The sequence below is a fragment of the Stieleria sp. genome (assembly GCF_041595215.1).
Lineage (GTDB): Bacteria > Planctomycetota > Planctomycetia > Pirellulales > Pirellulaceae > Stieleria > Stieleria magnilauensis.
The window spans coordinates 1-2,497 of record NZ_JBFHKV010001174.1 but is presented as its reverse complement, the minus strand read 5'-3'; the positions used below and the strand labels follow the sequence as shown (position 1 = coordinate 2,497).

The 2,497-nt window shown below is 57.1% G+C and carries 6 protein-coding genes; all 6 read left to right on the top strand.

Annotation, left to right across the window (positions count from 1 at the left end; translation table 11 throughout):
* Positions 1-499 (top strand): hypothetical protein (locus ABX749_RS29375; protein ID WP_372899172.1); only part of this gene is annotated, 499 nt, incomplete at its 5' end.
* Positions 496-1,215 carry a cyclopropane-fatty-acyl-phospholipid synthase family protein gene (locus tag ABX749_RS29370; protein WP_372899171.1) on the top strand — a complete coding sequence of 240 codons (720 nt, stop codon included), beginning with the start codon at positions 496-498 and terminating at the stop codon, positions 1,213-1,215. The genes ABX749_RS29375 and ABX749_RS29370, both read left to right, overlap by 4 nt.
* A gap of 73 nt (positions 1,216-1,288) precedes the next feature.
* Entirely contained in the window at positions 1,289-1,507 is a 219-nt protein-coding gene (locus ABX749_RS29365) for a hypothetical protein (RefSeq protein WP_145218427.1), read from the top strand.
* Between the two features lie 95 nt (positions 1,508-1,602).
* A complete protein-coding gene (locus ABX749_RS29360) occupies positions 1,603-1,830 on the top strand; it encodes a hypothetical protein (RefSeq protein ID WP_145218425.1) in 228 nt (75 codons plus the stop codon).
* The gene (locus ABX749_RS29355) at positions 1,817-2,188 is read left to right on the top strand and encodes a hypothetical protein (RefSeq protein ID WP_372899170.1); all 372 of its coding nucleotides are present in this window, start codon (positions 1,817-1,819) and stop codon (positions 2,186-2,188) included. The genes ABX749_RS29360 and ABX749_RS29355 overlap by 14 nt, the downstream gene beginning before the upstream one ends.
* Positions 2,189-2,193: 5 nt before the next feature.
* A partial coding sequence (locus ABX749_RS29350) for a hypothetical protein (protein ID WP_372899169.1) occupies positions 2,194-2,497 on the top strand: 304 nt, incomplete at its 3' end.

Sequence of the window (2,497 nt, the reverse complement as noted above, 5' to 3'; positions counted from 1 at the left end):
CGTCTGGAAGTGGCAACCGAATGCGATCGGTGGCCAGTCTGGATCGAGTGTCCATTCGTTCCGGGACAACCTTTGCTATGGGTTGCTGACCTGGTCCTGGGGTGGTGACGGCGCCGGGCAAACCGTCCGGTCGATCTGGTTCCAGTATGCCAACCGCTCGGTCATCGGTTTCCCGAAGCCCCCGGATTTGATCGAGTTGGCCGAAAACCGACCGCCGGCGGATGAATTGGAAGAGGGATTTTTCCAGCAATCCAACATCACGACGCTGCCGATCTGGGCGCACCTGGACGAGCCCGACGAGCCGACGGATCCGGACGATCCTGATGAACCTGGTGTACCGAACGACGAGGCAGTCAAGTCGATCGGTGAATACCTGGAAGCGACCAGCAAGGATCGCGACAAGCTGATCGAGGATTACCGACGGTTCAAAGGGACGGTCGATAATCCGGCGGATGATGAAGACAACACGCAATCCGATGGGCCGTTGTTTGGGCTATGAGATCGATCAACACCTTTATCGTGGTGAGCTATGCGATTCTGATCGCGCTCATTGTACTGGCGTTCTCCGCGATTCCGGCCGATGCCGGCCGGCCGTGGTATCGCACGTCGGACGGATTCGTGATGTCCGGTCGCAAGTACACGCTGGGCGTGGACGATTACTGTTGCGGTCGTGCGTCGTGCAAGATGCAACAAGAGCTTTGGCAGGCTTTCCGGTCGGCACAGTCCGCACCGACACAGCAACAGGCAGCCGCGGCGATCACCACCGTCCGTCATTCCTTCGCCCCGAGCCCGACGACAGCGGTGGATGCACTCTGGCAGATTATCCGGCCGCAGCCGGGTCAGATCATCCTCGACCCAGGATGCGGTGATGCACGAATCCTGGTTGGCGCCGCGCGTCGGTTCGGTGCGTATGGCATGGGAATCGAGATCAACCCGCAGGCTGCGGCCCTTGCACGATCCGCAGTTCAGTCGGCCGGCGTGACTTCGCTGGTGTCGATCACTGAGGGAGACAGCCGTCGGTATCGCTTTGCAAAAGCGGACTACGTCGTGATGTATCTGTACGACGATTTAATTCGAGAACTGTTGCCAAAACTGAAATCTTTGCGGCGCGGGACCGTGGTTGTTTCGTACCTGCATCCGATGCCGGCGGAACTGCATGGGCAGCAACGAATCACAGTTGGTGAGCATGTTTTTTTCGTGTGGATCCACCCGTAACGAAATCGCGTTAACACAATAGACAAAGGCCGCTCGCCGTCGGTGGCCCGCAAGCCGTACTCGACCTGGATAAATGAACGAAGACGATCAACAACAGCCCGTCGGCCCGTGGTGGGTCAAACTGGTTCAGCCGCTTGGGTTTGGCGGGCTGGCGTTTGCGTTGCTTTACGTCGTTCTGAATGACGCACAGGTCGAACGCGCGGCGATGCGTGCGGAGTACAGCGCGGCGATCGAGCGGCATGTGTCGTTGATCGAACGTCTCGTACCGGAGCGGTCCACGTCGGAGAAGTAGAAGCGGCTCGACCGAAAGCTGACACAATCGGACGAGCCTAACCGCATGATGCGGATGACATCCTGCGGCTACTGAAAACTACAACATGATTCACCGTGTCGAGGCGAAACGATGAAATGCTGGGGCAAAACAATGATCCGTCCGAATTGGGATTTGTCAAAACCGTCTTAGCCGCAACATACGTTGCCATCGGCTCGATGTGGATCTTTTTTGTCCGTGTCTTTTGGGCCGTTCTGAAACGGAATGACGAATTGCGAGGCGAGAACAAAAAACTACGTCAACAAGTCGAAACTCTCGAAGAGACCAACGATGACGACCAATGAAAAGATTATCGCGTGGTTTGCCAATTGCGGTGTCTTTTTAGCGACGACGATCGGAATCCTGGTGTTGATCACGTGGGACAGACGTCACGCATCGGTTTCGCCGACGGTGCATCAAACAAAAAGCGTCGGCAACGTCTCGGTCATGATTGCCGATCCGATCGAACCGACACCGGCGGTCATGACAACAGAGCAATTAGCCGACGAGATCGGATGCAACGCAGATACAGTCCGCCGGCGGTATGCCGACGGACGTTTGTTTGGCTACGAAAAATTATCACGCGACGCATGGGTGCGAGTCGGGCACGGATCGTGCATGATTCAGGCGTTTGACGTGCACGATTCAGGGTTGGGGATTTAAGGCGAATGGCGTTTCCTACGGGCTGGACCCGAAAGTGTGAATTGACATTTGCGTCGACACCGACGGCGGATCTTGCTGCGCTGTTCACCGAGGACAATTTGCCGTCGGAAATGTTTGACGCCGATGGTGATAACCCCGCACTGAACGGCGGCGGTGACATTCGGTTTTCTTCGGACTCTGCTGGCACGTCTCAGCTGCCGTGTGAGGTCGTCTCGTTCGTTACCGACAATGACCCGGCAAACGGGACCGCTCAGGTTTGGGTCAAGGTGCCAGCAGCCGCATCGGTCTGGGTGTGGTATGGCAAGACGG